General features: G+C 63.5%; 21 protein-coding genes and 2 tRNA genes. 16 read left to right on the top strand and 7 right to left on the bottom strand.

Features of this window, described 5'->3' with window-relative positions; translation table 11 throughout:
• Positions 1–12 precede the first annotated feature (12 nt).
• Positions 13–678 (top strand): hypothetical protein, encoded by a 666-nt coding sequence (locus E1809_RS05015; protein ID WP_133203116.1) that lies wholly within the window; start codon positions 13–15, stop codon positions 676–678.
• 135 nt (positions 679–813) lie between these two features.
• Here E1809_RS05015 and E1809_RS05010 read toward each other — a convergent pair whose 3' ends face one another.
• From E1809_RS05010 to pepN, 4 genes are all read right to left on the bottom strand, one after another.
• Positions 814–1,287, bottom strand: a complete 474-nt coding sequence (locus tag E1809_RS05010; protein WP_133203160.1) for a globin — start codon at positions 1,285–1,287, stop codon at positions 814–816.
• 1 nt (position 1,288) lies between these two features.
• A complete protein-coding gene (locus tag E1809_RS05005; RefSeq protein ID WP_133203115.1) occupies positions 1,289–2,023 on the bottom strand; it encodes a mechanosensitive ion channel family protein in 735 nt (244 codons plus the stop codon).
• Between the two features lie 137 nt (positions 2,024–2,160).
• Entirely contained in the window at positions 2,161–2,652 is a 492-nt protein-coding gene (locus E1809_RS05000; RefSeq protein ID WP_133203114.1) for an OsmC family protein, read from the bottom strand.
• A 70-nt stretch (positions 2,653–2,722) separates the two neighbouring features.
• A complete protein-coding gene (gene pepN, locus E1809_RS04995) occupies positions 2,723–5,284 on the bottom strand; it encodes an aminopeptidase N (protein WP_235835448.1) in 2,562 nt (853 codons plus the stop codon).
• 139 nt (positions 5,285–5,423) lie between these two features.
• Between pepN and E1809_RS04990 the strand changes: the two genes are divergently transcribed.
• From E1809_RS04990 to E1809_RS04980, 3 genes are all read left to right on the top strand, one after another.
• Entirely contained in the window at positions 5,424–6,437 is a 1,014-nt protein-coding gene (locus E1809_RS04990) for a hypothetical protein (RefSeq protein ID WP_235835447.1), read from the top strand.
• Between the two features lie 137 nt (positions 6,438–6,574).
• Positions 6,575–7,057 carry a ribose-5-phosphate isomerase gene (locus tag E1809_RS04985; RefSeq protein ID WP_133203112.1) on the top strand — a complete coding sequence of 161 codons (483 nt, stop codon included), beginning with the start codon at positions 6,575–6,577 and terminating at the stop codon, positions 7,055–7,057.
• Positions 7,057–7,962, top strand: coding sequence for an Fpg/Nei family DNA glycosylase (locus tag E1809_RS04980; RefSeq protein ID WP_133203111.1), 906 nt, complete (start codon positions 7,057–7,059; stop codon positions 7,960–7,962). The genes E1809_RS04985 and E1809_RS04980 overlap by 1 nt, the downstream gene beginning before the upstream one ends.
• A 130-nt stretch (positions 7,963–8,092) precedes the next feature.
• Here E1809_RS04980 and E1809_RS04975 read toward each other — a convergent pair.
• Positions 8,093–8,166, bottom strand: a tRNA-Gly gene (locus E1809_RS04975).
• Positions 8,167–8,360: 194 nt separating this feature from the next.
• On the opposite strand from E1809_RS04975, the gene E1809_RS04970 reads away from it, so the two are divergent.
• The 6 genes from E1809_RS04970 (at position 8,361) to E1809_RS04945 (ending at position 13,611) form a co-directional block, all read left to right on the top strand.
• Positions 8,361–8,435: transfer RNA gene (locus tag E1809_RS04970), tRNA-Pro, on the top strand.
• A gap of 68 nt (positions 8,436–8,503) precedes the next feature.
• Positions 8,504–9,883: a trigger factor gene (tig, locus tag E1809_RS04965; RefSeq protein ID WP_133203110.1), complete on the top strand. Its 1,380-nt coding sequence runs from the start codon at positions 8,504–8,506 to the stop codon at positions 9,881–9,883.
• A gap of 254 nt (positions 9,884–10,137) precedes the next feature.
• Positions 10,138–10,749: an ATP-dependent Clp protease proteolytic subunit gene (locus E1809_RS04960; RefSeq protein WP_133203158.1), complete on the top strand. Its 612-nt coding sequence runs from the start codon at positions 10,138–10,140 to the stop codon at positions 10,747–10,749.
• Positions 10,750–10,785: 36 nt separating this feature from the next.
• Positions 10,786–11,445 (top strand): ATP-dependent Clp protease proteolytic subunit, encoded by a 660-nt coding sequence (locus E1809_RS04955; RefSeq protein ID WP_133203109.1) that lies wholly within the window; start codon positions 10,786–10,788, stop codon positions 11,443–11,445.
• A 184-nt stretch (positions 11,446–11,629) separates the two neighbouring features.
• Positions 11,630–12,916, top strand: coding sequence for an ATP-dependent Clp protease ATP-binding subunit ClpX (gene clpX, locus E1809_RS04950; protein WP_133203108.1), 1,287 nt, complete (start codon positions 11,630–11,632; stop codon positions 12,914–12,916).
• A gap of 125 nt (positions 12,917–13,041) precedes the next feature.
• Positions 13,042–13,611: a mycothiol-dependent nitroreductase Rv2466c family protein gene (locus E1809_RS04945; protein WP_205754101.1), complete on the top strand. Its 570-nt coding sequence runs from the start codon at positions 13,042–13,044 to the stop codon at positions 13,609–13,611.
• A 15-nt stretch (positions 13,612–13,626) separates the two neighbouring features.
• On the opposite strand, the gene E1809_RS04940 is transcribed toward E1809_RS04945, so the two are convergent.
• Complete coding sequence (locus tag E1809_RS04940) at positions 13,627–14,502, bottom strand: Fpg/Nei family DNA glycosylase (RefSeq protein WP_133203106.1); 876 nt, start codon at positions 14,500–14,502, stop codon at positions 13,627–13,629.
• 425 nt (positions 14,503–14,927) lie between these two features.
• Positions 14,928–17,549, bottom strand: coding sequence for a valine--tRNA ligase (gene valS / locus E1809_RS04935; RefSeq protein WP_133203105.1), 2,622 nt, complete (start codon positions 17,547–17,549; stop codon positions 14,928–14,930).
• 82 nt (positions 17,550–17,631) lie between these two features.
• Between valS and E1809_RS04930 the strand changes: the two genes are divergently transcribed.
• The 6 genes from E1809_RS04930 (at position 17,632) to E1809_RS04905 (ending at position 24,895) form a co-directional block, all read left to right on the top strand.
• Complete coding sequence (locus tag E1809_RS04930) at positions 17,632–18,033, top strand: DUF488 domain-containing protein (RefSeq protein ID WP_133203104.1); 402 nt, start codon at positions 17,632–17,634, stop codon at positions 18,031–18,033.
• Between the two features lie 50 nt (positions 18,034–18,083).
• On the top strand, positions 18,084–18,668 hold the full coding sequence (locus E1809_RS04925) for a class I SAM-dependent methyltransferase (protein ID WP_133203157.1): 585 nt from the start codon (positions 18,084–18,086) through the stop codon (positions 18,666–18,668).
• Between the two features lie 9 nt (positions 18,669–18,677).
• Positions 18,678–19,436, top strand: coding sequence for an SDR family oxidoreductase (locus tag E1809_RS04920; protein ID WP_133203103.1), 759 nt, complete (start codon positions 18,678–18,680; stop codon positions 19,434–19,436).
• Positions 19,437–19,769: 333 nt separating this feature from the next.
• Positions 19,770–23,075 carry an isoleucine--tRNA ligase gene (ileS, locus tag E1809_RS04915; RefSeq protein ID WP_133203102.1) on the top strand — a complete coding sequence of 1,102 codons (3,306 nt, stop codon included), beginning with the start codon at positions 19,770–19,772 and terminating at the stop codon, positions 23,073–23,075.
• Positions 23,076–23,078: 3 nt separating this feature from the next.
• Positions 23,079–24,440: a bifunctional folylpolyglutamate synthase/dihydrofolate synthase gene (locus E1809_RS04910; RefSeq protein WP_133203101.1), complete on the top strand. Its 1,362-nt coding sequence runs from the start codon at positions 23,079–23,081 to the stop codon at positions 24,438–24,440.
• 2 nt (positions 24,441–24,442) lie between these two features.
• Entirely contained in the window at positions 24,443–24,895 is a 453-nt protein-coding gene (locus E1809_RS04905; RefSeq protein WP_133203100.1) for a DUF4233 domain-containing protein, read from the top strand.
• Positions 24,896–24,917 lie beyond the last annotated feature (22 nt).

The raw sequence follows: 24,917 nt of genomic DNA, 5'->3' as shown, positions 1-24,917 counted from the left end.
AAAGTCAATGATGTGTCCGATGTTTTGACCCAGTCATTCCGTTTCGTCGATCCCCGGGATCTTGCCGATCTACGCACTTATGCCACGCGAGCCAAGAGCATCGACGATGGCGCCATCCGCCTGCAGGCCAGCGGCGGCGTCCTTGCTGCCTACGTTTGCGTCCTGAGGCCGCGGCTGCTCGGCGAATCCACCCCCACCATCCTGGGGCTGCGTACCGTGGCCCTGGCCGAGGACGCCGACGTCGACGTTACCGTCACGTTGGCTTCGGTCCTGGACCGGCTCGCGCGGTCCGGTGCCGACGACGTCGAACTGCCGATCCCGCCGTCGACGGTTTCCGAGTCCTGGACGGGCGTCGGGGCTCCGCGCAGCGGCTGGGAGCCGCTTGGATCAGTTCCCGACGCCGAACTCAAGTCCGTTGCGGACGCCGGCATGGCGGAGGTGGCGGGGATCGTCCCGGAACAGCCGGGGGCTTTGATCGTCAACAACGCCCGGGCCACGGTCTGGGGCCGGGAGATTCCCGGCTTGGGCGGCGTCCCTGCCGGCGCCGCATTCGCCGCTCTGGCCTTGGGTTTCCTGGGCGACGGCGAGCACCGCCTGTTCCGCAATAGCCGGTGGTTCCGCTTGAGCGGAAGCCGCGGGCACATCCTGGCCCGGTCGGGCTCCGGCCTCGGCCTCTAGCGAAAGCCCCTGCCTCCAACAACAGCCGCGGCACCGGAATGGATACGACGGCGCCGGACTGGATACAACAGCGCCGGCTCGGATAATCATCCAAGCCGGCGCAACAACCTCGGAATGGTCTAGTGTCCTGGCGGCTCAGGGCTGCTGGAGGGACGGGCTGTTGATCATGGTGAGGGCAGCCCGCTCCATGTAGTCCCACAGGGTGCCTTCGTGCAGCGGCGACAAGCCGAGGGAATCCACGGCGGTGCGCATGTGGGAAAGCCAGCGGTCCTTGGCTTCTGGCGTGACCTGGAAAGGCATATGCCGCATCCGCAGGCGGGGATGGCCACGTTCTTCGCTGTATGTGCCCGGGCCGCCCCAGTATTGCTCAAGGAACATCAGGAAGCGCCGCTTGGCCGGGCCGAGGTCTTCTTCGGGGTACATCGAGCGCAGCAGCGGATCCTCGGCCACGCCGTCGTAAAAGACGTCAATAAGCTTGACGAACGTTTCGTGTCCGCCCACGGCGTCGTAGAAGCTGTCAGTGTAGGCGGGCTGGCTGAAGGGATCGCCCCGCATCAACTGCGGACGCCCGTCCGGATTCGGGGCTGCGGTTTCCTGCTGGCTGCTCATGTCACTCACTGGCTTTCTGTTCTTGTTCCCTGGCCGCGCCCTTCGCGGTCTGCGGCCCGGTTTGCGGCCCGGTCGGTGCCGGGGCGTTTCCCGGGACGGCGGGGCTGGCTGATGCGTCATCGTCCGCAGGGGCTTCCACCGGTACGTAGTCGCCTTGCGAGCGGTTGCCGACGCGGAGGATCTCACCGTTGCGGAGGTACCAAATCGCGCCGTCTTCGGCCCGTAGCCGTGTGATGCGGAGGCCTACGGACTCAACGGTACCAACCACCTCGGCGGTCACGATCACATCGCCGATCCCGAACTGGTCTTCGATCGTAATGAAGATGCCGGACAGGAAATCCCGGATGAGCTGTTGCGCGCCGAAGCCGATGGCCACACCGAGGATACCGACGCTCGTCAACAGGGGTGCGATGTCGACGTTCAGGAATTTGAGGACGTAGATGATGACGATGACCACCACTACGACGCTCAGGACGCTTGTCAGCAGTGAACCGATGGTGTGTGCCCGCTGGGACCGCCGTTCATGGTCGAGGGCCCGGAAGGCAGGTTGGACCCATCTGAAATGCGGTTTCTTGAAAATGCTCGTGCCTTCGGCAACACTGCGCGTGATGCGAAGGATGATGAACCGGGCTACTACCCAGAACACCAAGCCGATGCCCAAGGTGACGAAGATTGACACGAAATCGATCTTTGCGGCATCGGCCACGATGCTTTCGGTCGATGTGGTGACGTTCATCTACGGGAAAGCTCCTCACGGGGTCCAATTGTTCGCCGGGCCCTGAAATTGCCGGGCGCTGAACATTTTGTCCACGTTCAACCCTATCGCCGCCGCGCAGGGGTACGCGCCATCCGGACCGCTCGGAGCCTGTTAGTTCACTGTGACCGTGAGCCGGGTGCCGCCGTCGTGATCGCTTCGTGGTGTACCGGAAAGTTGACGCTGCGGGCGATGAAGCACAGCTGGTTCGCTTCATGGTGCATTTCATCGGCGAGCGGCAGGTGTGCGGGGTCAACGAAGGCCACCTGCGGTTTCAAAACGACGCTCTCGAACTGTCCGCTGCCGTCGCGGTTGAGCCGCATGGTTCCCTCAGCGGTGTCCACATAGTCCGTGACCACGACGCCGCGCTTGACCGCGACGTGCAGGAAGGACAGCATGTGGCATTGGGAAAGCGCCGTGAGGAGCAGTTGCTCGGGGTTGTAGCGGCTCCTGTCGCCGTGGAACGTCGGGTCTGCCGACCCGGGCAGGACCGGCAGACCGGGGATTTCGACGTCGTGGTCGCGCGAGTATCCACGGTAGCTGGAGGTTCCATTGCCGAGGTTCCCGGTCCAGCGGACGGTCACGGAGTAGTGGTGCTCAGCCAGGCTCATGCCAAGAGTCTAGTGGGCGTGCTCTCGGCGGGTGGCCCCGGCTCCGCTGACGGAACCGGGGCCACCGTTGCTAGACGTCTGCGGCGCGGGCCTTCAAGGCGCGTGCAACGCCGTCGCGGTTTTCGAGCATCATGCGCCGCAGGGCGGCACTTTCCGCGGGCAGCGCGGCGAGGAACTCGTCTGTGCGGTCCACCGTGGCCTGGGTGGTCAGTTGTGAGGGGTAGAGCCCGACGACGATCTGCTGGGCCAGTGCGTGGGTGCGGTTGGCAACGATTTCCGGAACGGCCTCGAAGTACTTTTCGGCGTACGGCTCCAGAAGCGCGGTGTCGAGGACTCGCGTGAAGCCCGCGACGGCGGAGCTCTGGTTGGCGTTGGACATTTCGCCGGTCACCACAATCTTGTTCCACGCGTCGGCCTTGGCCTCGGCGGTTGGCAGGGCTGCCGTCGCCTGGGCTGCGGCGTTCTGGCCGCTGGCCGTGTGGTCGCGTGCTAGTTCCGCGTCAATGCTCTCCTGGCCTTGGCGGCCTCCTACCACAAGGGAAGTAAGGAGCTCCCAGCGCAAGTCCTGGTCAACGGTGAGGCCGTCCAGGACAGTCGTACCTTCGAAGACCGCCTGGACCGTGTCCAATTGAGAACTGCTCGTGGCGAGGAGCGCGAAGGACTTCACGAATTGAAGCTGCGCGTCCGAGCCCGGGGCCACGGCGGAAGCGAGTTCCCAGAGCCGGTCCGCCGCGGCAATTGTTGTGGACTCTTTGTGTTCCGCAGCGACGTAGTAGGTCAGGGTTGTGGCCAGTTGGCGGAGCTGGACAAGGATGACCGAGGAGTCCGTTTCGGACGCGATGTTGGCAAGGATCAGCGTGACATAGCCGCGCGCCGGCGTCTCGCCGTCGCGGGCCCCATCCCAGGCCGAGCCCCAGACCAGGGTGCGGGGCAGGCTCGCGGCGAAGTCCTTCAAATGGGTTGTCGCCGTGGCCAAGGACGACGGGTCGAGGCGGATCTTCGCGTACGCGAGGTCGTCGTCGTTGAGCAGGATGAGGTCCGGCCGCGCACGTCCGGCGAGGGACGGGACCTCGGTGCGCGGGCCGTCGACGTCGAGCTCCTCACGGAAAGTACGCTCGAGCTTGCCGTCCGCAGTGAGCTCGTAGAAGCCCACGGCGAGGCGATGGGGACGGAGCACGGGCTGCTCTTCGGCCGCCGTCTGGAGGATCGCGAACGATGTTATGGTGCCATCCGCACCCACTTCGATCTCGGGCGCAAGGGTGTTGACCCCGGCGGTTTCGAGCCAGAGCTTGCCCCACTGCTCCAAGTCGCGGCCGCTGGCGGCCTCGAGTTCCGTCATGAGGTCCACCAATTCGGTGTTTTTCCACGCATGCTTCCGGAAGTACTCGCGTACGCCTGCCATGAACTGTTCCGGCCCCACCCAGGCAACAAGCTGGCGGAGGACCGAAGCACCCTTTGCGTAGGTGATGCCGTCGAAGTTGACCTCGACGTCCTGGAGATCGTCGATCTCGGCGAAGATCGGGTGGGTGGTGGGGAGCTGGTCCTGGCGGTACGCCCAGGATTTCTCGACGGACGCGAAGGTGGTCCACGCGTGGTCGAATTCGGTGTTCTCCACGGCCGCGAGGTGCGACATATATTCGGCGAAGGACTCGTTGAGCCAGAGGTCGTTCCACCAGCGCATGGTGACGAGGTCGCCGAACCACATGTGGGCGAGCTCGTGGAGGACCGTGATGGCGCGGCGTTCCACCTGGGCTTCGGCGACTTTGCTGCGGAACACGTAACCTTCGAGGATGGTCACCGCGCCGGCGTTCTCCATGGCCCCGGCATTGAATTCGGGAACGAACAGCTGGTCGTACTTCTCGAAGGGGTAAGGGAAACCGAATTCGGCTTCGAAGAATTCAAAGCCCTGCCGCGTGAGTTCGAAAATGTTCTCGGCGTCCAAGTACTGCATGAGCGATTTGCGGGCGAAGACTCCCAGCGGGATCTCGCGGCCGTCGGAACTGCTGACCTTGCTGCGGACCGCTTGGTAAGGACCTGCGATGAGCGCGGTGGTGTACGAGGAGATCCGCGGGGTGGGCGCGAAGCGCCACACGGAGCGCGCACCGCCGTCGTCGCCTGGAGTGGTTTCTTCCGGAAGGGGAGTGGGGGAGTTCGAGACCAGGTCCCAATGGGAAGGGGCGGTGACCGTGAAGGTGAAGGAGGCTTTCAGGTCCGGCTGTTCGAAGACGGCGAACATGCGGCGCGAATCAGGGACCTCGAACTGGGTGTACAGGTAGACCTCGTTGTCCACCGGATCCACGAAACGGTGCAGGCCTTCGCCGGTATTCATGTACGGAGCGTCGGCGACAACTTTGAGCTCGTTTTCCGCGGCGAGGTCCGGCAACTGGATCCGCCCGCCGTCGGCGACTTCGGTCGGATCCAACTCGACGCCGTTCAGCGTCACACTGTGCACGGTTTCCGTGATTGCGTCGATGAAGCTCGACGAACCCTCGACGGCGGAGAACTTGACCACGGTGGTGGAGCCGAAGAGAGAAGCGCCCTTCGTCAGATCGAGGGTGACGTCATATGACGTCACGGTGAGGAGTTCCGCGCGCTGCCGGGCTTCGGCGCGCGTCAGGTTCAAGCCTGGCAAGGTGGTCCCTCCAAGGATGGTTTGCAAAAAGCCGGCTGGCTTCAGCCGACGCCGGCACTGTGAAGTCATTCTTTCACTTGAACACTGCTTGGCAAGGAGGCGCGGCTAAAGTGTCGGCCACCGGGGGTAGCGTTGGATTATGGGAAAAATGCGCGGGAAGATGCGCGAAATTTGGGACCTGCGGGCACTGCGCTTTGCCATTGCCTTCCCGCTCCTGCTGGCCGCGGCTTTTGCCGCTTGTGCCTTGATGCTCCGAAACACCCTCCCGGAACCCGTCGCCATTGCCTGGAACGCCGACGGCGGAAGCAGCTTCGCGCCCTTCCCCGCCTATGTGCTGGGCGGGGGCGGCATCCTGGTGGTCACGGGCTGGTTGGTGTTCATCCAGGCGGTGCCACTTTCCCGGCCCGTGATCATGCGGAGGGTCATGATGGGACTCGGGCTTATGGTCTCCCTCTTTGTCACTGCCGTTCTCGCCGCCGGACTCGTGGGGCAATCCGGGATGGCCGACGCCCGGATGTCGCACGTCGACGCCACTGTACTTGCGCTGGGCTCGGGCGCGGCGTTGCCCATGGGGATCGTCATGATGATGGCGTTCAAGCCCGATCCCCGCTGGACGAGCGAAGACGACGCCGCCCTCGCGGTCGAGGTTGTCCATGCAAAAGATCCTTCCCTCACGGAGGATTCGATGTTGCTGTGGGTCCACGCCAGAAGCTCGGTCTTCGTGATGATCGCCGTTGCCGCCCTTTTTCCCGCCACGTTGATAGCCATCGCCCTCCCTTGGTTGGGAGCCCTGCTGGCGGTGGCAGCCATCGTGGGGGCTTGCTTCCTCTTTGTCCGGGTGCGCGCCGACAGGGGAGGACTCCAGGTCTTCCTCGCAGGGGTGCTGAAGGTCATGACGGTGTCCGCAGCTGACATCGCGGGAGCTGCCGCACAGGATGTCCGGGCGGCGGACTTCGGCGGCTGGGGTCTTCGCCACCACGGGGGCGCCACGGCGATGCTCGTGAGCAGCGGGCCCGCCGTCGTTGTTCGCCAGGTCGACGGCAGGAGGCTCGCGCTCAGCGCGGGAAGCGTAGCCGCGGCGGACAGCCTCGCGGGCTTGCTGAACCGCGTGGCCGCCCGCGCCCAGCGCGGTGAGGAGCCGCCGGTCCTATGATTGCCGGGCCGTTCCGGCGATGTCCTGTCCGTTTGGGTGGGTCGGGCTTGCCCACGTTCCTAGTAACGTAGGAATCGCATCCACCACCGCCGCGCCCGGCTCCGCCGTGTTCGCGCGCCAGACCGAACGGACTTCTCGTGACCACACCCCGCGTCCACATTGCCACGGACCATGCCGGCATGGAGCTCAGCGCCCACCTCGTCAGCCACTTGTCCTCCAAGGGCTACGAAGTCGTCGACCACGGCCCCAAGGTGTATGACGCCCAGGACGACTACCCCTCCTTCTGCATCAACGCGGCCGCCGCAGTGGTCGCCGACCAGGAAGCCGGCGTGGACGCGCTCGGAATCGTCCTCGGCGGCTCGGGCAACGGCGAGCAGATCGCGGCGAACAAGGTCAAGGGTGTCCGCGCTGCCCTGGCATGGAACCTTTCCACCGCCAAGCTCGCCCGTGAGCACAACGACGCCAACGTGGTCGCTGTCGGCGGCCGCCAGCACACCGTGGAAGAGGCAACTGAACTTATCGAAGCTTTCCTCCAGGAACCCTTCAGCAAGGACGAGCGCCACATCCGCCGGATCGGCAAGATCGCGACGTACGAAACCAGTGGCGAAGTCGTCGAATAGTGCCTGAAGGGCATTCCATCCACCGCCTGGCACGCCAGTTCCAGGATGTCTTCGCCGGGCACACGCTCGCCGTGACCAGTCCCCAGGGGCGGTTCGCTGCGGGAGCGGAGCTCTTGGACGGCCACGAGTTGCTCGCGGCGAGTGCGCACGGCAAGCAACTCTTCCTCCGCTTTGACAACGGCTTGTTCCTGCACGTCCATTTGGGTCTTTACGGGGCGTGGAGTTTCGGTGGCGATGAATCGTTCCGGGGAGCCTCCAGCATCGGGGCTCCCCGGCGGATCGGAGAGCGTGAAACCGCCTCCGGGCCCGGTGAACCGGGTGGGGAAGCCCAGGGTTCCTATTCCGGACCACCGGATCCCGTCGGCGCTGTCCGCGCGCGGTTGATTTCCGGGCATGGCTGGGCGGACCTTCGCGGTGCCACCACCTGCGCCGCGATCACGGAGCCGGAGGCGGCCGCCGTCGTAGCCCGCCTCGGACCCGACCCCCTCCATCTCCGTCCTGGCGACCGCGAAGAATTCGTCCGGCGCATCCGGCGCCGCAAGACCGCCGTCGGACTCCTCCTCATGGATCAATCCGTCGTGGCCGGGATCGGCAACATCTACCGCGCCGAGGTCCTCTTCCGTCAGGGCATCGACCCGTGGACTCCCGGTAATGCCCTCGACGTCGAAACCGCCGGGCGCGTTTGGGACGATACCGTCGCGGTAATGTCCGACGGCGTCCGCGACGGCCGGATTGTTACCACGCCTTCGTCGCTATGGAGCGTCGGAAGCGGGAAAGCGGCCGACGACGATGCCCACTTCGTCTACAGGCGCGAGGGCCAGCCGTGCCGGCGCTGCTCCGGAGTTGTCGGGATGGCCGAGATAGGGGCCCGCAAGCTGTATTGGTGCCCGGGCTGCCAAGGGTGACGTGTTGGCGAAATCCTGCCTCAAGCCGGGACATGAAACCGAAAGTCGCAGACATATATCCAAGGGCATGGATATAAGGCACTTGGATATAAAGCAGAAGGGCCCCTCGCACGAGGGGCCCTTCTGTATGTGGAGGGGACGACGGGAATCGAACCCGCGTAATCAGTTTGGAAGACTGAGGCTTTACCATTAAGCTACGTCCCCGGGCAAAACACGCTGTACCATGGGTTTCGGTGTTTCTCCAGGTGGCTGAACTGTGCATTTACAAAACTTCTTGGCATCTCCAAGGCGTCTTGAACTCTGCATCTCCAAGCCGGATATAACTAAACCTAACACATGGGCCACCTGTCAAATGTGCATTCTCGGGCGTGATGCCCGTAGACTGTCCTGTGCATTCACGGGGTGTAGCTCAGCTTGGCTAGAGCGCCTGCTTTGGGAGCAGGAAGTCGCAGGTTCAAATCCTGTCACCCCGACTCTGTGTGCCTGTTCCGATCTGGGACGCGGCAGAAACCCATCCCACAAAACCAGGAGTACTTAGACTGTGAAGAGCGCTGTCGAGAACCTCACCGCCACGCGGGTCAAGCTCAACGTTGAGGTTCCCTTTGAGGAACTGAAGCCGAGCATCGATGCCGCTTACAAGACCGTTGCTTCGCAGATCCAGGTTCCCGGGTTCCGCAAGGGCAAGGTTCCGTCCAAGCTCATCGACCAGCGCGTTGGCCGCGGCTATGTCCTGGAGACCGCCATCAACGACGGCCTCAACGGCTGGTACCAGGCTGCTGTCCAGGAGACCGGCGTCCGCCCGTTGAGCCGTCCCGAGGTTGAGATCACCGAGGTTCCGGACCCGTCCGCCACCGACGGTGAACTGAAGTTCCAGGTCGAAATCGACGTCCGCCCCGAGGTTGAACTGCCGGACTACGCCGGCCTCAAGGTCGAGGTTGCCGCGGCAGAGTCTTCCGACGCTGACGTTGACAAGGCACTGGACGAGCTCCGCGGCCGCTTCGGTACCCTCAAGACCATCGAGCGTCCGGTCGCTTCGGACGACTTCCTGTCGATTGACATCACCGCCTCGATCGATGGCGCCGAGATCGACTCCGCGACCGGCCTGTCCTACCAGGTTGGCTCCGGCACCATGCTCGAGGGCCTCGACGAAGCCGTCACCGGCCTTTCCGCCGATGAGGAAGCGATCTTCGACACCACTCTGGTGGGCGGAGAGCACGCCGGCGAAGAAGCCCAGGTGAAGGTTGTTGTGAAGTCCGTCAAGGAGCGCGAACTGCCCGAGGCCAACGACGACTTCGCCCAGCTGGCATCCGAATTCGACACCCTCGCAGAGCTTCGCGAGGACCTGGCCAAGCAGGCTGCCCAGTCCAAGGTGATGGACCAGGGCGTCGAAGCCCGCGACAAGGTCCTGGACAAGCTCGTGGAGCTCATCGAGGTTCCGGTTCCGGACTCCGTTGTAGAAGAGCAGCTCGAAGCGCACTTCAACCCGGAGAACGCCCACGGTGAGGGCGAGCACGACACCGAGGAGCACCGCGAAGAGGTCAAGGCCAACACCGCCCGCGCGTTCAAGAACGAGATCATCCTTGACGCCATCGCGGACAAGGAAGAAGTCGGCGTCAGCCAGAACGAGCTCATCGACTACATCGTCTCCACCGCGAGCCAGTACGGCATGGACCCGAACCAGTTCGCGCAGATCATCGACCAGAGCGGCCAGGTGCCGATGATGGTTTCCGAGGTCCGCCGCCGCAAGGCCCTGGCTGTAGTGTTGAGCCAGGCCGAGGTTGTAGACAGCGAAGGCAACAAGGTTGACCTCACCGACTTCGTCCGCCCCGCCGGCGAAGCAGCCGAAGAAGCTGCGGTTGGGGAAGAAACCGAAGAGGCGGCAGTTGTCCCCAGCGACGACCCCGCAGCCGTGAAGTTCTAGTTTTGACTGAAGGCGCCCCGGATCTTTTGATCCGGGGCGCCTTTTTTTGGCTGCGATTCACGTTGCGTCAGCAGCGGTCTTGCGCGTAATTCGGCAATCGTGCGCCGTCAGCGAACAGTGCGATTTGGGAGAACAAATCACCACGGAAAACGGTTAGTGTCCAAGTAGTGAAGATCAGGGATGGCAAGTTCAGCAACGGCCCTGTCACCAGCGAGAGGTAAGTACTTATGTCACAGCAAGCAGATGCGCCCAGGATGGCAACTGTCGATCCAGCGGCCCAGGACAACTACATCTACAACCGCCTGCTGAAAGAGCGCATCATCTGGCTCGGATCCGAAGTCCGCGACGAGAACGCCAACGCGATCTGCTCCCAGCTCCTCCTCCTCTCCGCCGAAGATCCTGAGAAGGACATCTACCTGTACATCAACTCTCCCGGTGGCTCCGTGACGGCGGGCATGGCCATTTACGACACCATGCAGTTCATCCCGAACGATGTCGTGACGGTGGCTACCGGCCTGGCGGCTTCCATGGGCCAGTTCCTGCTTTCCTCCGGCACCAAAGGCAAGCGCTACGCCACTCCGAACGCGCGTATCCTGATGCACCAGCCTTCCGGCGGCATCGGCGGCACGGCATCGGACATCAAGATCCAGGCAGAGCTGATCCTGCACATGAAGAAGGTCATGGCCGAGCTCACCGCGGAACAGACCGGGCAGACGGTTGAAACCATCCTCAAGGACAACGACCGCGACAAGTGGTTCACGGCCACCGAAGCGCTTGACTATGGATTCTTCGACAAGATCTCGGCCCACGCAGGCTCCGTGGCCGGTGGCGGCGGAACGGCCAACTCCTCGCCTTCCGAAAACTGACCGGCAAAAGAAACATTCAGATCAGGAGCAATGAACATGAACTACAACTTTGGATGGTCTGCCGGTAATCTCCCGTCCAGCCGTTACGTCCTCCCGCAGTTCGAGGAGCGTACGCCTTATGGCTTCAAGCGCCAGGACCCGTACACGAAGCTCTTCGAGGACCGGATCATTTTCCTCGGTGTCCAGGTGGACGACGCTTCGGCCGACGACATCATGGCACAGCTGTTGGTGCTTGAATCCACGGACCCGGACCGCGACATCACCCTGTACATCAACTCTCCTGGTGGCTCCTTCACCGCCATGACGGCGATCTACGACACCATGCAGTACATCCGCCCGGAGATCCAGACCGTCTGCCTCGGCCAGGCCGCAAGCGCCGCAGCCGTGCTCCTCGCAGCGGGTACTCCGGGAAAGCGGTTGGCCCTGCCGAACGCCCGTGTCCTGATCCACCAGCCGGCCCTTTCGGGTGGCCAGGGCGGACAGGCTTCGGACCTTGAAATCCAGGCAGCTGAAGTCATGCGCATGCGTACTTGGCTCGAGGAAACGCTGGCCCACCACTCAGGCCGCACCTCGGAACAGGTCAACAACGACATCGAACGTGACAAAATCCTCACCGCCGCAGAGGCGATGAATTACGGGCTGATCGACCAAGTGCTTGACTCCCGCAAGATCAAGCCGCAGGCCATCGTCCGCTAGTTTGATTGGAACCCGACGCCGATGCGGTTCAGAAATTTGGACCGCGTCGGCGTTCTGTTTCAACCCAAGCGGCGGATTGTGTCCTACAGTGGAAGTTGTCATGGTGGCGTCCCCGCTGCTCGCCGGTGATCTTGCCGGATAGCCAGGCTGTTTCTCCACCCGCATGAAATGAAGGGATTCCCATATGGCTCGGATTGGCGAGAGCACGGATCTGCTGAAGTGTTCTTTCTGCGGAAAGAGCCAAAAGCAGGTGCGGAAGCTGATTGCCGGGCCCGGCGTCTACATCTGCGACGAATGCATCGAACTCTGTAACGAGATCATCGAAGAGGAGCTCGCGGAAGTATCGGATCTGGGCAGCTTTGAGTTGCCCAAGCCGCGGGAGATCTTCGATTTCCTCCAGGAATACGTCATCGGCCAGGAGCCCGCGAAGCGCTCCCTCGCCGTCGCGGTCTACAATCACTACAAGCGCATCCAGGCCGGTCACGCCCCCAAGACCGGACTCGGCGAAGGCGGCCACCACGAGGACGTGGAGATCGCCAAATCCAATATCCTGCTGATAGGTCCCACCGGTTGCGGCAAGACCTACCTCGCGCAAACGCTCGCCCGTCGTTTGAATGTCCCCTTCGCCGTCGCTGATGCCACCGCTCTCACGGAAGCCGGCTATGTGGGCGAAGACGTCGAGAACATCCTGCTGAAGCTCATCCAGGCCGCCGACTACGACGTCAAGAAGGCCGAACAGGGCATCATCTACATCGACGAAATCGATAAGATCTCGCGGAAGAGCGAGAACCCGTCGATTACCCGCGATGTGTCCGGTGAGGGCGTCCAGCAAGCGCTCCTGAAGATCCTTGAAGGTACGGTGGCTTCCGTTCCGCCGCAGGGTGGCCGTAAGCATCCGCACCAGGAATTCATCCAGATCGACACCACGAACGTCCTGTTCATCGTTGCCGGCGCCTTCGCCGGTCTGGAGGACATCATCGGATCGCGGTCCGGACGCAAGGGGATCGGCTTCGGAGCTCCACTTAACGAGGTCAAGGACAGCGTGGACAGCTACGGCGAGGTCATGCCGGAGGACCTCCTTAAGTTCGGGCTCATCCCGGAATTCATCGGACGCCTGCCGGTCATCACCACGGTGTCCAACCTCGACCGCCCGGCGCTCATCCAGATCCTTTCGAAGCCAAAGAACGCCTTGGTGAAGCAATACCAGAAGATGTTCCAACTGGACGGCGTGGAACTCTCGTTCGACGAAGACGCCTTGGATGCCATCGCGGACCAGGCCCTGGAAAGGGGCACGGGAGCCCGTGGCTTGCGCGCGATCATGGAGGAAGTCCTCTTGCCGGTCATGTTCGACCTCCCGAGCCGTGACGATATCGCCAGCGTAGTCATCACGGCAGACGCCGTCACCAAGAAGGCGCAACCGACCATGATCGCCCATGAGGTAGTAGCGAAGCGCAGGAATAAGTCCGCATAGGCCGAGGTTGGCATTAATGGGTCTGGACGTAGTTTCGTCCGGTTGGCCGTGCCCCTCACATCCTATTGAAGGAGATTCCTGTGCCTGAGCAGACCGCTAACAAGGTTGATTTCTGGTTCGACCCGATGTGCCCTTTCGCTTGGGTGACGTCGCGTTGGATCGGCGAAGTCGAAGGCGTCCGCGGCATCGAGACCACATGGAACGTCATGAGCCTTTCGGTTCTGAACGAAGGCCGTGACCTTCCGGCCGACTATGCCGAGAAGATGACCCACGGCTGGGGTCCGGTCCGCGTCATCATCGCGGCGAGCGAGTTGCACGGACGCCAGGTCATCAAGCCGCTCTATGACGCCATGGGATCCCTCATCCACGAACAGGGCATCAAAGACTTCAACGAGGTCATCGTCAAAGCACTCGCTGAAACAGGCCTTCCGGCCGACTTGGCACGCTTTGCCGACGTCGAAGACTACGATGTCCAGTTGCGTGCAAGCCATGGAGCCGGGATTTCCCTGGTCGGCCAGGACGTCGGAACTCCGGTTGTCGCTGTGAACGGAACGGCGTTCTTTGGTCCGGTCCTGACCCGCATTCCACGCGGCGAGGAAGCCGGAACGCTGTGGGATGCAACCGTGACCTTGGCCGGCTACCCACACTTCTTCGAGCTGAAGCGCAGCCGGACGGAACGCCCCGAGTTCGACTAACCTCGGGGTTCGGCCCTACTTCAGGAACCGCGACGTCCTCCGGTCCGCCAGGATTTTCCCGTTGGTCTGGCAACCCGGGCAGTACTGGAGCGCGGTGTCAGCGAAGGATACTTCCCGGATAGTGGTCCCGCATACAGGGCAGGCTTGACCTGCCCTGCCGTGGACCATCATGTTGCTGCGCTTCGTGTCCTTGAGCTCGCTGGAGGCTTTCCCTATGGCAGCCTCCACGGCCGCTCCGAGCACGGATTCGATCGACTGGTAAAGGACCTGGACAGTTTCCGGGTCGAGTGACCTGGCGATGGCAAACGGAGAAATCCTGGCAGCGTGCAGGATTTCGTCGCTGTAGGCATTTCCGATTCCGGCGATCACGGCCTGGCTTCGAAGCAGTCCCTTGATCTGCTGCGGGCTGCCCGCGAGGATTCCGGCAAGGGTTTCCGCTGTGAACCCGGGGCTGAGCGGGTCAGGGCCAAGGGTCGCGATGCCCGGAACGTCCTTCGGGTTGTTGACCACATAGACCGCGAGGCTTTTCTTCGTGCCGGCCTCGGTCAGGTCGACGCCGACGTGGGTGGATCCGTCTCCTTTGGTGAAGGCGAGCCTGGCCGCGATGTTGCTGCCACCTAGGCGGAGTTGAGTCGTGGAAGGCTGCTCGGTATACCGAAGCCAGCCAGCCTTCGCGAGATGGAAGATGAAGTGGATTCCTTCTGCGTCGAGGCTGAGGAATTTCCCGAAGCGTTCCACACCGAGGATGGTCCGTCCCTCCAAAGCCGAGTAGGGCGGGTCAGCGGTTTTGAGGACGGCAAAAGACGTGATCTGGACCTTGGTCAACTTGGCGCCGAGAAGATTGCGGCCAAGGAAAGCGCCCAGGCCGGCTACTTCGGGAAGTTCTGGCATAGCATCACTGTGCCACAAAGGAACTTCTGCCAGAACCCGGCAAACCGGCCGCATAATGGCGCGCCTGAATTACATGCGAGTAGTTCGCGGCGGGGGCTTGTGCTGGCGGTGCCTCAGGTCAAGAATAGAACTTACCCACTTCGAAAGAAGGGGGACACGGAAACCAAAGATTCAGTGATTTGTAGCTAACGCAGCCATCGGCAAAGTTAGTTACAGGCTACCAGTGACGACGGTAGGAAGACCTGAAAGTCTGAGGATTCCGCCAGACTGTCAAGACGTCACCAGACAGCCGAAAGAGTCGAAGCCCCACCGACGGCTAAACGCTGATGGGGCTTCCCCTTTGCCCGGAAACTTCCTGGTCGTCCTGAAAACTCCCGGGCCATCCGTAAATGTGCTGGACGGCCCGGAAGCCCCGGATCCACGACCTAAGCCTGCGCGGGCTCCTCGGCAGGTGCCAGGACAACGTCGCTCACGGTAAGTTCGCCTTCAGCTGCGACCAGCGAGATTTCCTGGGCATTCGCAGCTGCCTTGAGGTCTCCCAGTCCGGCCTGCAACTGGGCCACGAAGGACTCGCCCGCGGTGATGGTCGCGGACAACACTTCGGTGCGCTGCTTGACCTTTGCCTCGGACTTGGCCTTGCGGATCCCACTGAGCGCGATGCCCACGGTCCCCAGCATGGTGGTGTCGCCGTCGACGATTTCCACGGCCGTTGGCCACGCCGCGCGGTGGACGGAACCGGCACGCCACCAGCTCCAGACCTCTTCGGTAGCGAAGGGCAGGAACGGCGCGAAGAGGCGAAGCAAGGCGTCCAGAGTGGTGGCGAGCGCCGCGAGGACGGACGCTTGCTCGGTTTCCCCGGCAGCACCGTAGGCCCGGTCCTTGATGAGTTCGACGTAATCGTCCGTGAACTGCCAGAAGAACGATTCCGTGATCTGCAGGGCACGGGCGTAGTCGTAGTTGTCGAACGCCTTGGTGGACTGGGACACGACGTCGGCCAGCTGCGCCAGAAGAGCCCGGTCTAAGGGGTTGGTCAGGACGGAAAGGTCCGTACCCACCACCGAGTTCTCGGTTGCGCCCAGGTTCAGGACGAACTTGGAGGCATTGAGGAGCTTGATGGCCAAGCGGCGGCCGATCTTCATCTGGGCGATTTCATAGGCCGTGTCTGCGCCAAGCTTTGCCGAAGCGGCCCAGTAGCGGACGGCGTCGGAACCGTATTCATTGAGCACATCGGTGGGAACAACCACGTTGCCCTTGGACTTGGACATCTTCTTGCGGTCCGGGTCAAGGATCCAGCCGGAGATCGCGGCGTGCTTCCAGGGCGCGCTGTTCTGCAGGGCGTCCGCGCGGACGGCCGAGGAGAAGAGCCAGGTCCGGATGATGTCGTGGCCCTGGGGACGGAGGTCGAACGGGTAGACCTTCCCGAACAGATCCTCGTCCCGGCTCCAGCCGCCAACGATCTGTGGGGTGAGGGACGACGTCGCCCACGTATCCAGGACATCGGCGTCCCCGATGAATCCGCTGGGCTGTTCGCGCTGGGATTCGTCGAAGCCGGGGGCGGCGTCGGCGGCGGGGTCCACAGGCAGGGACTCGTCGGACGGCAGGATGGGGTTCTCGTAGTCCGGGTTGCCGTGGGCGTCCAGCGGGTACCAGACGGGGATCGGCACGCCGAAGAAGCGCTGGCGTGAAACGAGCCAGTCGCCGTTCAAGCCGGAGATCCAGTTCTCGTAGCGGGACCGCATGAAGGACGGGTGGAAGTCGATCTCGTGTCCGCGCGCGATCAACCGTTCGCGGCGGTCCTCATCACGTCCGCCGTTGCGGATGTACCACTGGCGCGATGTCACGACTTCGAGGGGCTTGTCGCCCTTTTCGAAGAAGTTCACGGGGTGCGTGATCTTCTTGGGTTCCCCATCGAGCAGTTCGGCCGCCGCGAGGAGCTCCACCACGGATTCCTTCGCGGAGAACGCCGTCTTACCGGCGATCGCGGCGTAGGCTTCCTTGCCGGCCTCGGTGGTGATCCATTCGGGGGTTTCTGCGATGATGCGGCCGTCGCGGCCCATGATCGCGCGGGTGGGCAGCTGCAGCTCACGCCACCAGGTGACGTCGGTGAGGTCGCCGAAGGTGCAGACCATGGCGATGCCGGAGCCCTTGTCCGCTTTGGCGAGCGGGTGGGCTTTCACCTCGAGCTCGACTTCGAACAGGGGAGACTTCACGGTCTTGCCGAACAGCGGCTGGTACCGCTCGTCGTCGGGGTTTGCCACCAAAGCCGCGCAAGCAGCGAGCAATTCGGGACGCGTGGTCTCGATGAAGATCTTTTGTCCGTCTTCGGTGAAGAACGGGTAGCGGTAGTACGCGCCGGCCACTTCGCGGTCCTCAAGCTCAGCCTGCGCGACGGCGGTGCGGAACGTGACGTCCCACAGCGTCGGGGCTTCGGCCATGTAGGCGTCACCGGCAGCGAGGTTGGCGAGGAAGGCACGCTGGGATACGGCACGGGAGGTGTCGTCGATGGTCCGGTAGGTCAGGTCCCAGTCGACGGACAGGCCGAGGGTCTGGAACAGGTTTTCGAAGACCTTCTCGTCCTCGACGGCGAGTTCCTCGCACAGTTCGATGAATTTCTGGCGCGAGACGACGTCGAAATCGCGCTGGTTCTTCGCAGGCTGTGCCGGCGGCCGGTAGTCCGCGTTGTAGGGAACGGCGGGATCGCAGCGGACGCCGTAGTAGTTCTGGACGCGGCGTTCGGTGGGCAGGCCGTTGTCGTCCCAACCCATCGGGTAGAAGACGTTCTTGCCGGTCATGCGCATGTAGCGGGCCTGGACGTCGGTCTGGGTGAAGGAGAACATGTGTCCCACATGCAGCGAACCCGAGGCGGTGGGCGGGGGAGTGTCGATCGAGTAGACATGCTCCCTGGTGGTGTCCGGGTTGAACTTATAGGTTCCTTCGTCCAGCCAGCGCCGGGTCAGGGCGGCTTCGAGGCCCTCGAGGGCCGGCTTGTCGGGAACGTTGATGGGGGCGGTGGCGGGCGTGTCTGTACCCTGCGTTGATTCAGCCATTGACCCATTGTTTCATCAAACCTCAGTGCCGACTTCAAAAACGTCAATGCCAGGTAAGTCGAACTGCGCTAGCGTTCACTCCATGGGAGCTTCCAAGGACGTTTTCGTGATCAAGCGCATCTATGACGAAGCAGCCGACGACGACGGTTACCGGGTTCTCGTGGACCGGCTCTGGCCGCGCGGGGTGTCAAAGGATGATGCGCACCTTGACCTGTGGCTGAAGGAAATCGCACCCTCACCGCCGCTGCGGAAGGAATTCGGGCACATGGAGGAACGCTTCGCCGACTTCAAGCACCACTATGAAGCCGAACTGGAGAGCAACCCGGCCGTGGAGCAATTGCAGGACCTGGCGGAAGGAAAGAATCGAGTGACCCTGCTCTACGGAGCCAGGGACCCGGAGATCAACCACGCGAAGGTCCTTCTCGAGTACCTTGAAGATTCCAAGCGCGGATCCGCGCACCGGCACGGGAAGGCCGGCAAGTGACGCCACAGCACCCGCGCTTCGCGCGTTCGTACGCACGCGCTGTGGAAGGGATGAACCGGCGTGGCGCAGCCGGTCACCGTCGCGAGCTGCTGGCCGGCTTGCAAGGGACCGTCATTGAGGTCGGGGCAGGGGAGGGCTCATCCTTTGCCTACTATCCGGACACAGTCCGGAGCGTCCTTGCAGTGGAGCCCGACGATTACCTGAGGGCGCTCGCCTCCGAAAAAGCTCGAAGCGCCCCTGTTCCGGTCGGGGTGCTCTCCGGTATGGCTGAGAAGATCCCCGCGCCGGACCACAGCGCGGACGCCGTCGTCGTGAGCCTTGTCCTGTGCAGTGTCCCGAACCAGGAAGCGGCACTCGCGGAGATACGGAGGGTGTTGCGTCCGGAAGGAACGCTGGCGTTTTATGAACACGTGCGTTCGCGCCGCAGGTTCACCGCCGCCGTCGAAGATCTCGTGAGCCCGGCCTGGCAGCGATTGGCCGGAGGATGCCACCCCAACCGGAACACGCTCGACGCAATCGCGGAGGCCGGTTTCAAAGTGGTCCAAAACCGGCGCTTCAGCTTCGCCCCCGCTCCGCTGGTGCCGTCGTTCGAGCACATCCTGGGTCGTGCGATCAGCCCGCGCAAAGCAAGTTAGTGTGGTGGCATGACTGAGGCAGGACAGACCAAAACGGCAGTAGTGACGGGCGCGAGCACCGGGATCGGCGAGGCGACCGTGCGCGCCCTCGCAGCGGACGGGTGGAAGGTTTTCGCCGTCGCCCGGCGCGCTGGACGGCTTGAAGAACTCGGCACCGAGACCGGCGCCGTCCCGTTCGCAGCCGACATCACAAGTGACGACGACGTCGCGGCCCTGCTTTCCGCCGTCGTCGAAGCCGGGGGAGCGGACACCCTCATCAACATCGCAGGCGGCGCCCGCGGCGCGGACACCATAGGGAACGCACAGACCGAAGACTGGGACTGGATGTACCAGGTCAACGTCCTGGGCACATTGAAGCTGACCCGCGCCTTCCTCCCGATGCTGCGCGCCCACGGCGAGGGCACCGTCCTGAACCTGACGTCGACGGCGGGACTCACCGCCTACGAGGGCGGCGGCGGTTACAACGCGGCGAAGTTCGGACAGCACGCGATGACCGGAGCCTTGCGCCTCGAGGAAGCCGAAAACAACATCCGGGTGATCGAAGTTGCGCCCGGCCTGGTCCACACCGAGGAATTCGCGCTCAACCGTCTCGGCGACGCAGACGCCGCCGCGAAGGTGTACGCCGGCGTCGAGAAGCCGCTCACCCCCGAAGACGTCGCCGACGTCGTCAAATACGCAGTCTCCCTGCCGCACCACATCAACCTCGACGAGATCATCATCCGCCCCGTGGCGCAGGCCGCGACGCACAAGCTGATCCGCAAGGGCTAGCCCGGCCCAGAGCGCAGTTGCGGCGCCGCGGTTCCCAAGTGGAGCTCGCGGCGCAGCTGCCGCTAGACTTGTGGCACAAGCATCGACCCGGACATCACCGGTGAGCTTCCGGAAGAAAACCCCGGCAACACGGGGCCAGTAGAACCGGACGGGTAAGCCCGTCACAGCAGCCAATGAGCGGCCGACGCCGGTCCGCCCCTCCGCTGGAAGGGCACGCCGTCGACGGTAAGTGAGGTGGTACCGCGGTACCTGCGCTGTTGGAAGCAACAGCCTGGCGCCGTCCTCGCATCCTGAAGAAACTTTGTGTTCACCGGCTCAACCCAGGATGAAGAGATGACGTATTACCCCAAGGCCTCCGCAGCCCCCTCAGGCGCCGCATCCGGCGTGTCCGCCTCCGTGAAGTTCCCGGAGATCGAGGAGCGCATCCTCAAGTACTGGGACGAAGATGGCACGTTCCAGGCGAGCATCGACCACCGTGATGCTGGACACGATGGCAGCAACGAATTCGTCTTCTACGACGGCCCTCCCTTCGCCAACGGCCTGCCCCACTACGGCCACCTCCTGACCGGTTACGCCAAGGACCTCGTAGGCCGCTACCAGACCCAGCGCGGCAAGCGCGTCGAACGGCGCTTCGGCTGGGACACCCACGGCCTGCCCGCCGAACTCGAAGCCATGAAGCAACTGGGCATGACTGACAAGACCCAGATCGAAGCCATGGGCATCGACAAGTTCAACGACGCCTGCCGTGCCTCCGTGATGAAGTACGCCGACGAGTGGAAGAGCTACGTCACCCGCCAGGCCCGCTGGGTGGACTTCGACAACGACTACAAGACGCTCAACGTCGAATACATGGAGTCCGTTCTCTGGGCCTTCAAGCAGCTCCATGAGAAGGGCCTCACCTACAACGGCTACCGCGTCCTGCCGTACTGCTGGAAGGATGAGACCCCGCTATCCAACCATGAACTGCGCATGGATGACGACGTCTACAAGAACCGCCAGGACCAGACCGTCACAGTGACGTTCCCCCTCAAGGCCGGCGATTCGGAGGTCTCCAAGGCGCTCGCGGGCGTGCAGGCCCTCGCCTGGACCACGACGCCGTGGACGCTGCCCACGAACCTGGCGCTCGCCGTCGGGCCCGAAATCTCCTACGCAGTGGTTCCCGCGGGTCCCAACGGAGTCAAGGCCGCCTCGGCGGATGCGCCGGTCAGCGGCAGCTTCCTGCTGGCGGCAGACCTGCTTGGCACGTACGCCAAGGACCTGGGGTACGACGACGTAGCTGCCGCCGCCGCGGCCGTGACCGCCAGTTACACGGGCGCCCAGTTGGCCGGCCTCGAATACGAGCCGCTCTGGGACTACTTCTCGGATACGGAGAAATACGGCACGCAGAACGCCTGGCGCATCCTGGTGGCGGACTACGTGACCACCACCGATGGTACGGGCATCGTCCACCAGGCCCCCGCCTATGGTGAGGACGACCAGAAAGTCTGTGAAGACGCCGGAATCCCGGTGGTCCTTTCCGTGGACGAAGGCGCGAAGTTCCTCCACCTGTTTGCCCACGGCCCCCTTGCCGAAATCTCCGGCCTGCAGGTTTTCGAAGCCAACAAGCCCATCACCCAGGCGTTGCGCGCCGCCGGACGGCTGGTCCGCCAGGCAAGCTATGAACACAGCTACCCGCACTGCTGGCGTTGCCGCAATCCGCTGATCTACCGGGCAGTGTCCTCGTGGTATGTCGAGGTCACCAAGTTCAAGGACCGCATGTCCGAGCTGAACCAGGAGATCAACTGGATCCCGGGCAACGTCAAGGACGGCCAGTTCGGCAAATGGTTGGCCAACGCCCGCGACTGGTCAATCAGCCGCAACCGCTACTGGGGCTCGCCCATCCCCGTCTGGCAGTCCGATGATCCCGAATACCCGCGCACGGACGTCTACGGTTCGCTGGCCGAACTGGAGGCCGACTTCGGCCGCTTGCCCGTGAACAACGACGGCCAGGTGGACCTGCACCGCCCCTTCATCGACGAACTCACCCGACCGAACCCGGACGATCCGCGCTCGCCGGAAGAGGGACAGTCCACCATGCGCCGCGTAGAAGACGTCCTGGACGTCTGGTTCGACTCCGGCTCCATGCCGTACGGCCAGGTGCACTACCCGTTCCAGAACGAGGAATGGTTCGACACCCACAACCCGGCCGACTTCATCGTGGAATACATCGGGCAGACGCGTGGCTGGTTCTACATGCTGCACATCCTGTCCACAGCGCTCTTCGACCGGCCCGCGTTCCGCAACGTGATCAGCCACGGCATCGTGCTGGGCTCCGACGGCCAGAAAATGTCCAAGAGCCTCCGCAACTACCCGGACGTCTCCGAGGTCCTGGACCGCGACGGTTCGGACGCAATGCGCTGGTTCCTGATGTCCAGCCCGATCCTGCGCGGCGGCAACCTTATTGTCACCGAGCAAGGAATCCGCGACGGCGTCCGCCAGGTCATCCTGCCGCTGTGGAACGTCTACAGCTTCTTCACGCTGTACACCAACGCCTCAAATAATGGTGCGGGCTACGACGCGAAGCTGCGGTACGACGGATACACAGACACTTTGGACCAGTACCTGCTCGCGAACACTGGCGACCTTGTCCGCAATGTCACCGCGAGCCTGGACGAGTACGACATCTCCGGGGCTTGCGACGAACTGCGCGGCTACCTGGACATGCTCACCAATTGGTACGTGCGCCGCAGCCGGCAGCGCTTCTTCGACGAAAACGTGGACGCTTTCGACGCCCTGTACACGACGCTCGAAGCGGTCTGCCGTGTCTCGGCGTCGCTGCTGCCTTTGGTTTCCGAGGAGATCTGGCGTGGCTTGACGGGTGGCCGCTCGGTGCACCTCGCCGATTGGCCCGAGGCGTCGCTGTTCCCGGCCAACCCGGACCTGGTGGAAGCAATGGACCGGGTCCAGCAGATCTGCTCCGCCGGTTCCAGCTTGCGTAAGGCCGCCAACCTTCGCGTCCGCCTGCCGCTGCAGGAACTCACGGTGGTGGCACCCGGGGCGGATGCGCTGGAAGGGTTCGGCGCCGTCGTCGCGGATGAACTCAACCTGCGCTCCGTCAGGCTCCTGGACGCCGCGACGGCCTCGCCGGAGGAGTTCGGCATCGAGCAGAAGCTCGTGGTGAACGCCCGTGCCGCGGGTCCGCGCCTGGGCAAGAATGTCCAGCAGGCCATCAAGGGCTCGAAGTCCGGCGACTGGTCCGTGAGCGATGCGGGCGTGGTCACCGCAGGCGGCCTCGAGTTGGAATCCCAGGAATACACCCTGGAAACGGTCGTCGCGGAATCGGCTGATGGATCGTCCGCGGCTGTCGCAGTCCTGCCGGGCGGTGGCTTTGTTGTCCTGAACACCGAGGTCACTCCGGAGCTCGCCGCGGAAGGCCTGGCACGCGACATGGTCCGTGCCATCCAGCAGGCCCGTAAGGACGCCGGGCTCAACGTCAGCGACCGAATCCATACCTCCGTGCTGGCCGCCCACGACGTCGTCGACGCCCTGCGTGCAAACGAAGAGCTGGTCAAGACTGAAACCCTGTCCCTCAAGCTCGACCCCGTCGTCTCGGGCGACGCCGGCGAGCCGAAGATCACCGTTATCAAGATCGAGGCTTAGTACATGAGCGATGAATTCTCCGTAGAAAGCGTCTACGCCGAACTGCTGGGCCGCGCCCCGGAAAACAAGATGGAACCACGGCTCGCACCGCTGTACCGGGCGATGGACGTGTTGGGGGAGCCCAACAAGGCCTACCCGATCATCCACATCACGGGAACCAACGGCAAGACTTCCACGGCCCGGATGATCGAGGCGGGGCTGCGTGCCCACGGACTGAGCACGGGCCGGTACACCAGCCCGCACCTGTCCAAGGTCACGGAGCGCATCAGCATCGACGGCGCACCGGTATCGGATGAGACGTTCGTCCGGATCTGGGACGAGATCCGGCCGTACCTCGAAATCGTTGACAAGGAACTCGTGGCTGACGGCCAGCCGCGGCTGACCTACTTCGAATGCCTGACGATCCTTGGCTTCGCGATCTTCGCGGACCAGCCCGTCGACGTCGCGGTGGTGGAGGTTGGCCTCGGCGGCATCACGGACGCCACGAACGTGGGCGACGGCCAGGTTTCCGTCATCACGCCGATCTCCCTCGATCACACGGACCTCCTCGGCGACACCACGGAGGACATTGCCTACGAGAAGGCCGGAATCATCAAGCCCGGCGGATTCCTCGTGAGCGCAGCCCAGCCGGTGGACGCCGCGCAAGTGCTGCTGGACAAGGCCCGCGAAGTAGGCGTGCCCTTCCGATTCGAAGGCGTCGAATTCGGCGTCGAAACCCGCAGCGTCGCCGTCGGCGGCCAGGTGCTGACCGTCCAGGGACTCGCCGGGCGTTACGAGGACATTTTGCTGCCGCTGCACGGTGCCCACCAGGCCGAGAATGCTGCCGTGGCCGTCGCGGCCCTCGAAGCGTTCTTCGGCGGCGGCGAGCGGGAACTCGACGCCGATGTCCTCCGCGAGGCTTTCGGCACCGTTTCCTCTCCGGGCAGGCTCGAGGTAGTGCGTACGGCTCCCACCATCATCGTGGACGCCGCGCACAACCCGGACGGCATCCGGGTCTCGGCTGAGGCTCTCCAGGAGTCCTTCAACTTCACCAAGCTTGTGGTGGTGATCGGCATCCTGAAGGAAAAGGACGCCGAAGAGATCCTCCGGCAGCTCAAGGATTCCTTGGGTGACCTCGCCGAGGAGTTCTGCTTCACGCAGTCCAACTCACCGCGTGCCATCCCCGCCGGGGAACTCGCCGATCTCGCCGTCGACCTCGGATTCGGCGAAGAAAACCTACACATCGCCGAGAAACTGGACGACGCGATCGAATGGGCCGTGGAACGCGCCGAGTCGAACGACGACCTCGCGGGCGGCGTGCTCGTGACGGGTTCAATCACGGTTGTGGCTGAAGCCCGCATCCTGCTTGGAAAGGCAGGTGCCTGAGCATGGCAAGGCTGACGAAAGCCCAGCGCGAGTGGCGCCCCGGCATGCCCAAGAAGCGCCGTTCCACCAAGGCGATGTTCGCCTCCACCGTGCTGCTCCTGGAAGCTTTCGTGGCGTTCTTCGCCACGTTGGCCGTATTCGGACTTAAACGCGGTGAAGGAGCGCCTGGACTGATACTGGCCTTTGGCATCGCGTTGAGCGTGGTGCTGGTGCTCGCGTGCGCCGTCATCAGCAAGCCGTGGGGTGTCGCTGTCGGCTGGGCGTTGCAGCTTATTTTGATCCTGACCGGAATCGCGGAGCCGACGATGTTCGTGGTCGGAATCCTCTTCGCTGCGTGCTGGTGGTATGGAATCCGTGCCGGCATGAGGATCGACCGCGAGAACGTCCAGCGTGACCGTGAGCAGGCAGAGTGGGACGCCGCGCATGGTGACGGCGCCACCGGGCAATCTGCCTGAGCCAAACCCCGTAAACTGGCTG

Origin of the sequence: Arthrobacter terricola (assembly GCF_004354015.1) — a bacterium.
GTDB classification, from domain to species: Bacteria; Actinomycetota; Actinomycetes; order Actinomycetales; family Micrococcaceae; genus Arthrobacter; species Arthrobacter terricola.
Note: the sequence above shows the minus strand (reverse complement) of the source record. Positions and strands in the feature narration are given on the sequence as shown.

Excerpts from the sequence above, each read along its gene's own strand:
- E1809_RS05010 (WP_133203160.1), bottom strand. The coding sequence starts at position 1,287 with ATGAGCAGCCAGCAGGAAACCGCAGCCCCGAATCCGGACGGGCGTCCG.
- E1809_RS05005 (WP_133203115.1), bottom strand. The coding sequence starts at position 2,023 with ATGAACGTCACCACATCGACCGAAAGCATCGTGGCCGATGCCGCAAAG.
- E1809_RS05000 (WP_133203114.1), bottom strand. The coding sequence starts at position 2,652 with ATGAGCCTGGCTGAGCACCACTACTCCGTGACCGTCCGCTGGACCGGG.
- E1809_RS04990 (WP_235835447.1), top strand. The coding sequence starts at position 5,424 with ATGGGAAAAATGCGCGGGAAGATGCGCGAAATTTGGGACCTGCGGGCA.
- E1809_RS04960 (WP_133203158.1), top strand. The coding sequence starts at position 10,138 with ATGGCAACTGTCGATCCAGCGGCCCAGGACAACTACATCTACAACCGC.
- E1809_RS04955 (WP_133203109.1), top strand. The coding sequence starts at position 10,786 with ATGAACTACAACTTTGGATGGTCTGCCGGTAATCTCCCGTCCAGCCGT.
- clpX (WP_133203108.1), top strand. The coding sequence starts at position 11,630 with ATGGCTCGGATTGGCGAGAGCACGGATCTGCTGAAGTGTTCTTTCTGC.
- E1809_RS04945 (WP_205754101.1), top strand. The coding sequence starts at position 13,042 with ATGTGCCCTTTCGCTTGGGTGACGTCGCGTTGGATCGGCGAAGTCGAA.
- E1809_RS04940 (WP_133203106.1), bottom strand. The coding sequence starts at position 14,502 with ATGCCAGAACTTCCCGAAGTAGCCGGCCTGGGCGCTTTCCTTGGCCGC.
- valS (WP_133203105.1), bottom strand. The coding sequence starts at position 17,549 with ATGGCTGAATCAACGCAGGGTACAGACACGCCCGCCACCGCCCCCATC.
- E1809_RS04930 (WP_133203104.1), top strand. The coding sequence starts at position 17,632 with ATGGGAGCTTCCAAGGACGTTTTCGTGATCAAGCGCATCTATGACGAA.
- E1809_RS04925 (WP_133203157.1), top strand. The coding sequence starts at position 18,084 with ATGAACCGGCGTGGCGCAGCCGGTCACCGTCGCGAGCTGCTGGCCGGC.
- E1809_RS04920 (WP_133203103.1), top strand. The coding sequence starts at position 18,678 with ATGACTGAGGCAGGACAGACCAAAACGGCAGTAGTGACGGGCGCGAGC.
- ileS (WP_133203102.1), top strand. The coding sequence starts at position 19,770 with ATGACGTATTACCCCAAGGCCTCCGCAGCCCCCTCAGGCGCCGCATCC.
- E1809_RS04910 (WP_133203101.1), top strand. The coding sequence starts at position 23,079 with ATGAGCGATGAATTCTCCGTAGAAAGCGTCTACGCCGAACTGCTGGGC.
- E1809_RS04905 (WP_133203100.1), top strand. The coding sequence starts at position 24,443 with ATGGCAAGGCTGACGAAAGCCCAGCGCGAGTGGCGCCCCGGCATGCCC.